We start from the raw sequence: 6,226 nt of genomic DNA on the forward strand, positions 1-6,226 counted from the left end.
TCGTCGTGCACGAGCCGCGCCGCCATCCCGCGCACCTCGTCCCAGGGGCCCATGAGGTCCAGGAGCAGGTCGGTCTGGTGGATGCCGTGCCCCATGGCGGGGCCGCCGCCCTCGGTCTCCCACCGGCCGCGCCACGGGACGGCGTAGTAGGCGGTGTCGCGGTACCAAGTGGTCTGGCAGTGGGCGACGAGCGGCCGGCCGAACGCGCCCTCGCGCAGCAGGCGCCGTACGTGGCCGGCACCGGAGCCGAAGCGGTGCTGGAAGACGATGGCGGCGTACGGGCCGGCGTCCCCGGGGCGCTCGGCGGCCTCGATCGCGTCGAAGTCGGCGAGCGAGGGGCACGGCGGCTTCTCGCACCACACCCACGCGCCGGCCCGCAGCGCGGCCACGGCCTGCTCGCGGTGGACGGCGGGCGGGGTGCACAGCACCACGAGTTCCGGGCGGAGTGCGGCCAGCGTCCCGTCCAGGTCGTCCGAGGCGTGCGGGATGCCCGCGCCGGAGGCGAAGGCCTCCGCGGCGTCCTTGTCGACGTCGACGGCGCCGACGATCTCCACCTCGCCCGCCTCGGCGAGGGTCCGCAGCGCCGGCAGATGACTGGAGCGGGCGATGCCGCCGGTGCCCACCACGACGGTGCGCAGAGGCGAGTTCGAGCGGGGTGCGGACATGCGGGACCTCTCGTGGATCGGACGTGCGGGGTGCGTGCCCGTGCGGGGGCACACCTGTCCCGCCGTCACGGTGACGACGTCGGCAGCAAGCGCTTGCCATCAGGCTTGTTCCAACGTTGTAACCGCGCCGTTCCATCACGGTCAACCCCCTGCCGCGAACCGGGATCAAGAAGATCCCACCGCTGACAGCCCACGAAAGACCATGGATAATCGCGGAAACACAGGTGATGGGGGGACGCAGTGGCGGCAGTGACACTCAAGGACGTTGCCGAGCGGGCGGGTGTGTCGATCAAGACGGTGTCCAACGTTGTACGCGACGCGCCCCGTGTCTCGGCATCCACCCGTGAGCGGGTCATGAAGGCCGTGCACGAGCTCGGCTACCGGCCGAATCCGTCCGCCCGCCGGCTGCGCACCGGCCACAGCGGGCTCATCGCCCTGGCCGTGCCGGACCTGAGCACGCCCTACTTCGCGGAGCTCGCCCACCACGTCAGGGCCGAGGCGGCGGGCCTCGGCCTGACCGTCCTCATCGAGGAGACCCTGGGCGACGCGACGGAGGAGCTGCGCCTGGCGACCGGCGTCGGCGCGTCCCTGCTCGACGGCGTCATCCTCTCCCCGCTGCGCGTGACGCCCGACGAACTCGCCTCGGTGGCCAGCGCGTTCCCGCTGGTCCTGCTCGGCGAGCGCAGTTACGTGAGCGAGGAGGTGGTGGCCGACCACGTCCGGATCGACAACGTCGCGGCGGCGCGCGACGCCACCGCGCACCTCGCGGCGCTGGGCCGGACGCGGATCGCGGCCGTCGGCGTGGACCAGCAGGCGTCGGCGACCAGCCGTCAGCGGCTGGAGGGGTTCCAACTCGCCCTGCACGAGGCCGGTCTGACCTACGATCCGCGACTGGCCCCGACCGTCAAGGAGTTCGACCGGCGCAACGGCCTGACGGCGATGCGCACCCTCACCGCCCTGCCGCCCGAGGCGCGGCCCGACGCCGTCTTCTGCTTCAGCGACCTGCTGGCGGCCGGCGCTCAACGCGCGCTGTACGAAGCGGGGTTGAGCATCCCCGGCGACGTCGCCGTGGCGGGCATCGACGGATCCGAGGAGGCCCTGTACAGCACGCCGTCGCTCACGTCGGTCGTCCCGGACAAGGCCACGATCGCCTCGCTCGCCGTGAAGTGCCTGGCGACCCGCATCCGCGCCGAGGAGACCCTGCCGTACGAGGTGCACACGGCGCCGCACTGGCTCGACGCGCGCGAGTCCACGGACGGGGAGCGGCGCCGGCTGTTCACGTGACCGGAGCGGGCTCCTCTCCGGACGCCCGCCGCACCTCGGTAGTCTGCACGCCGTGATCGAATCGTGCGGGATATCCGGAAGCGGAGACGCCGCCGTCGCGACGGCGGCGGCGCTGGCCGGCGCGGCGGTGGTCCGCGATCTGTACGGGCAGCGGCTCCACCGTGTCGACAAGGGGGACGGCGACTTCGCCACCGCCGCCGACATCGCAGCCGAGAAGGCCGTCGTCGACGTGCTCCGCGCCGCCCGGCCCGCGGACGCCGTACTCGGCGAGGAGGGCGGACAGCAGGGCGAGTCGGGGGCGGCACGCGAGTGGCTGGTGGACCCTCTGTGCGGCACGCTCAACTACGCCGTCGGCACCTACCTGGCCGCCGTCAACGTGGCCCTGCGCGACGGAGCGGCGGCGGTGGCCGACCCGTTCGGCGGCGAGGTCTACTTCACCGACGGCAGAGCCGCCCGGGTGCGGCGCGACGGAGCCGAGGACACCCCCCTGACCCCCTCGCCCACCACGGGCCTGGTGGACGTGAACCTGGACCCGCCGTTCCCCGGCGCACCGGAGTTCCGGGCCGTGGACCTGCTGGCCCACCCGGCGTTCGCCGCCCGGTTCAGGCCGCGCGTCGTGTCCACGACGCTGGCGCTCGCATGGGTCGCCGCCGGGAAGCGCGCCGCCTATGTCACCGATGGCGGCGACCTGTCCGGCAGCGTGCACTTCGCAGCCGGCATCGCGCTGTGCCGGGCCGCCGGGTGCACGGTCACAGGGACCGACGGCCGCCCGGTCGGTGCGGCGGGCCGCGGACTCGTGGCCGCCGCCGACGACGAGACCCACGGGGCCCTGATGGCGATGATCCGCAGCCTGGGCGCTCACACCGGCACGGCCCGCTGAAGCCCCGCGGGCTCAGCGGAAGGGCCGCAGGCCGTCCATCAGGAGGTCGAGGAGGCGCCCGGCCTGGGCCTCACGGTCCGGCCGCGGGGCGACGGTGAAGATGCCGATGAGCGAGGCGGCGATGTCCTCGGCAGTGACGTCCGGGCGCAGGTCACCTGCCGCGCGGCCGGTCGGCACGTACGGGGCAAGGTCGTCGTCGACCTCCGGACGCCCCCGGGCAGGGGCGACGGTCGCGCCACCGCCGGGAACCGCAGCGGGTCGAGGTGACGTCCGTTCACTCGACGGACGTGTTCCCGAGCGCCGTGAACCCGTGGACGGCAGGAGAGGCAGGCAGCCGTGTGGGTCGCGATGGTGCTGACGGCGGGTCTGGTCGTCCTGGGCTTCGGTGTCCGTGAGGTGGTGATCCAGCGCCGCCTGCACCACGAGGGCCTCCGCGTGCGCGGCCAGGTGGTCGGACACCGACGGGAGACGTCCGGAAGGGCCAACAGCGGTCCGGTCTTCTACGCGGTCGTCGAGTTCGCCGATGCCCACGGTGCCCGGCACACCGTCCCGGCCAAGTCGTCCGGCGTGAAGGGCCTGCCGGTGGGCGGCGCGGTCCCGGTCCGCTACCTCCGGGACGCACCGGAGACCGCACGGCTGGACCTTCCGGGGAGGCGGTTCACGGAGATCGCGTCGGTTCTCGGGACCGGCACCCTGTTCACGGCGATCGGCATCTGGATGCTCGCCACCGGCCGTTGAGGCGGGTTCAGGCTGCTCAGTCCGCGGGAGCCTCCGCCAGCGACAGGCTGTTGCCGTCGGGGTCGAGGACGACGACGTGCCGGACACCGTTCCCGTAGGTCTCGACCGGCTCGTGGCGGATGCCGTGCGCGGCGAACCGCGCCAGCATCTCGTCCAGTCCGCTCACCCCGAGCGTGACCATGGCCCCGCCCACGCGCGCGGCGCGCACCTCGCGGTCGTCGACGACCAGCCACGCGTTCTCCCCGAGCCGCCACAGGAGTTCCTCCCCGATGGTCTCGTCGGCGGGCCGCCCGAAGAAGGCCTCGTACCACGCGTGCGCCTCGGTCCGGTCCCGTACACACATGACGGTGTAGAGATCCATTCGCCTCACTCCTCGTAGTCGTCCGGAGAGTCTGACCTCTTCGCGCGGCACAACTCGTCTCCGACCCCTTCCCCGCCCGCCTCACACGGTTCTCCCACTCCGGTGGGGCAAGGTCGGACCCGCAGGGACCGTTCGGACGGGCAGGGCAGGAGGAGAGCCGGTGACCTTGGCAGGCGTTCTCAGGAAGGTTCCGTTGTGGGTGGGCGCCGCGGCGCTCGCGGCCGGGACGGTGGCGTGCGACGGCACCGGCGGCGCCGACGGGACCGCGGAGAGTCCGAGCGCTCACGGCAGCGGCACCAGCGCGTCACAGCACCCCAACATCGTCTGGGTCCTGACCGACGACCTCTCCTCCGACCTCGTGCAGTTCATGCCGCACGTGAAAGCGATGCAGAAGAACGGCCTGTCCTTCACGAACTACACGGTGACGGACTCGCTGTGCTGCCCGTCCCGTTCGTCGATCTTCACCGGCAGGTTCCCGCACAACACGGGCGTCTTCACGAACACGCCTCCCGACGGCGGGTTCCCGGTCTTCCACGCGAAGGGGAACGAGTCCAGGACCTTCGCCACGGCCCTCCAGAAGCAGGGCTATCGCACCGCCATGATGGGGAAGTACCTCAACGGCTACGAGCCGGACATGACGGTGGACGGCGAGAAGAACTACGTGCCGCCCGGCTGGGACGAGTGGGCCGTGGCCGGGAACGGCTACAAGGAGTACGACTACACCCTCAACCAGAACGGCCGGACGGTCGATCACGGGCACGACCCCGAGGACTACCTGACCGACGTCGTGAGCGGACGCGGCCAGGACTTCATCGAGAAGTCCGTCCGGGACGACAAGCCGTTCGTTCTCGACATCTCGACTTTCGCCCCGCACGGTCCCGCCACCCCGGCGCCGCAGGACGAGGGCACGTTCCGGGACCTGAAACTGCCGCGGCCGCCGGCCTTCGGACGGACACCGGCCGACGCACCGCCCTGGCTGCGGGACAGGAAGCCCTTCACGGCGCAGCAGACCAGGAAGATCACCACGACGTACCGCAAGCGCGTGCGCGCCGTGCAGGCCGTGGACCGCATGATCGGCGATCTCCAGGACAAGCTGGCGAAGGAGGGCGTCGACGACGACACCGTCTTCGCCTTCGCCTCCGACAACGGCTTCCACATGGGCCAGTACGGTCTGATGCCGGGCAAGCAGACCGCCTTCGACACGGACGTGAACGTGCCGCTGGTGGTCACCGGGCCCGGCATCGAGCACGGTGCGACCACCGACGCCGTCGCGTCCAACATCGACATCTGTCCCACCTTCACCGAACTCGGCGGCGGTACGCCCGACCCCCGCGCCGACGGCCGCAGTCTCGTCCCGCTCCTCAAGGGCGAGACGCCGAAGGACTGGCCGCGCACGGCCCTCGTCGAGCACCACGGTCCCGACCTCTCCCCCGCCGACCCCGACAAACCGCGCAAGGGAAGCGGGAATCCGCCCTCGTACGAGGCGCTGCGCACCGCCCGGTACACGTACGTCGCCTATCGCGACGGGACCCACGAGTACTACGACCGCGGCACGGACCCCGACATGCTGCACAACACCTACGCGCGGCTCTCGCCGGACACGAGGGACGACCTCGCGTCGAGGCTCCGGCAGATGCGGGACTGCGACGGTGCGAAGGAGTGCGGGGCCGCCGCGGCCGGCGGATGACGGTGCGGGGCCGGGGAACGCGACCAGGTCACCGGCCGGCCGGCAGCCGCAGGGTGACCCTGGTCCCTCCGGTCCCCGCCCCCGATGCCCCGGAGACCTCGACCGTCCCGCCGTGCGCCCGGGCCACCGCGGCGACGATGGACAGCCCCAGACCGCTGCCGTCGCCGCTGTGCGCGGGATCGCCGCGGTAGAAGCGGTCGAGGACGTGGGGCAGGGCATCGGCCGGGATGCCGGGGCCGTCGTCGGCGACGGCGAGCGTCACCCCGGGCACGACCCGGGCGCCGGTGTCGCCGGTGTCGCCGAAGGGCTCGGCGCCGATGACCACCACGGCCGCCGTTCCGGCCGGTGTGTGGGTGCGTACGTTGGCCAGCAGGTTGTCCACGACGCGGCGCAGTTGCCCGGCGTCGCCCCGCACCGTCGCCGCGGTCTCGGCCTGCACGGACAGGGCCCTGTCCGGGTCCGTCACGCGGGCCGCCGCCACGGCCTCGCGCGCGACCGCGGTCAGATCGACGGCGGATGTCTCGTGGCGGGCACCGCCGTCGAGCCGGGCGAGCACGAGCAGGTCGTCCACGAGCCGCTGCATCCGCAGGGCCTCGGCGGTGATGCCGCGC

At 72.7% G+C, this 6,226-nt stretch carries 7 protein-coding genes and 1 pseudogene; 4 read left to right on the forward strand and 4 right to left on the reverse strand.

Annotated features, from left to right (window positions below; genetic code table 11):
• On the reverse strand, positions 1–665 hold a 665-nt coding region (locus tag GTW43_RS24160; RefSeq protein ID WP_161304138.1), incomplete at its 3' end, for a Gfo/Idh/MocA family oxidoreductase.
• Positions 666–905: 240 nt separating this feature from the next.
• Here GTW43_RS24160 and GTW43_RS24165 point away from each other — a divergent pair.
• Positions 906–1,949: a LacI family DNA-binding transcriptional regulator gene (locus GTW43_RS24165; protein ID WP_161304139.1), complete on the forward strand. Its 1,044-nt coding sequence runs from the start codon at positions 906–908 to the stop codon at positions 1,947–1,949.
• A 52-nt stretch (positions 1,950–2,001) separates the two neighbouring features.
• Positions 2,002–2,829, forward strand: coding sequence for an inositol monophosphatase family protein (locus tag GTW43_RS24170; protein WP_161304140.1), 828 nt, complete (start codon positions 2,002–2,004; stop codon positions 2,827–2,829).
• Positions 2,830–2,841: 12 nt separating this feature from the next.
• On the opposite strand, the pseudogene GTW43_RS24175 reads toward GTW43_RS24170, so the two are convergent.
• Positions 2,842–2,997, reverse strand: a pseudogene (locus GTW43_RS24175) (TetR/AcrR family transcriptional regulator); the annotation flags it as partial.
• A gap of 168 nt (positions 2,998–3,165) precedes the next feature.
• Here GTW43_RS24175 and GTW43_RS24180 point away from each other — a divergent pair.
• Entirely contained in the window at positions 3,166–3,567 is a 402-nt protein-coding gene (locus GTW43_RS24180) for a DUF3592 domain-containing protein (RefSeq protein WP_161304141.1), read from the forward strand.
• A 16-nt stretch (positions 3,568–3,583) separates the two neighbouring features.
• Here GTW43_RS24180 and GTW43_RS24185 read toward each other — a convergent pair whose 3' ends face one another.
• Positions 3,584–3,928 carry a VOC family protein gene (locus GTW43_RS24185; protein WP_161304142.1) on the reverse strand — a complete coding sequence of 115 codons (345 nt, stop codon included), beginning with the start codon at positions 3,926–3,928 and terminating at the stop codon, positions 3,584–3,586.
• A 166-nt stretch (positions 3,929–4,094) separates the two neighbouring features.
• Here GTW43_RS24185 and GTW43_RS24190 point away from each other — a divergent pair, with 166 nt between their 5' ends.
• Positions 4,095–5,615 carry a sulfatase gene (locus GTW43_RS24190; RefSeq protein ID WP_202501878.1) on the forward strand — a complete coding sequence of 507 codons (1,521 nt, stop codon included), beginning with the start codon at positions 4,095–4,097 and terminating at the stop codon, positions 5,613–5,615.
• A gap of 28 nt (positions 5,616–5,643) precedes the next feature.
• Here the strand turns inward: GTW43_RS24190 and GTW43_RS24195 are convergent.
• Positions 5,644–6,226, reverse strand: a 583-nt coding sequence (locus GTW43_RS24195) for a HAMP domain-containing sensor histidine kinase (protein ID WP_161304143.1), incomplete at its 5' end; no start/stop codon positions are given.

It is taken from the genome of Streptomyces sp. SID5785, assembly GCF_009870065.1.
Classification (GTDB): Bacteria; Actinomycetota; Actinomycetes; order Streptomycetales; family Streptomycetaceae; genus Streptomyces.

Coding starts and splice junctions, on each gene's coding strand:
- GTW43_RS24185 (WP_161304142.1), bottom strand. CDS start 3,928: ATGGATCTCTACACCGTCATGTGTGTACGGGACCGGACCGAGGCGCAC.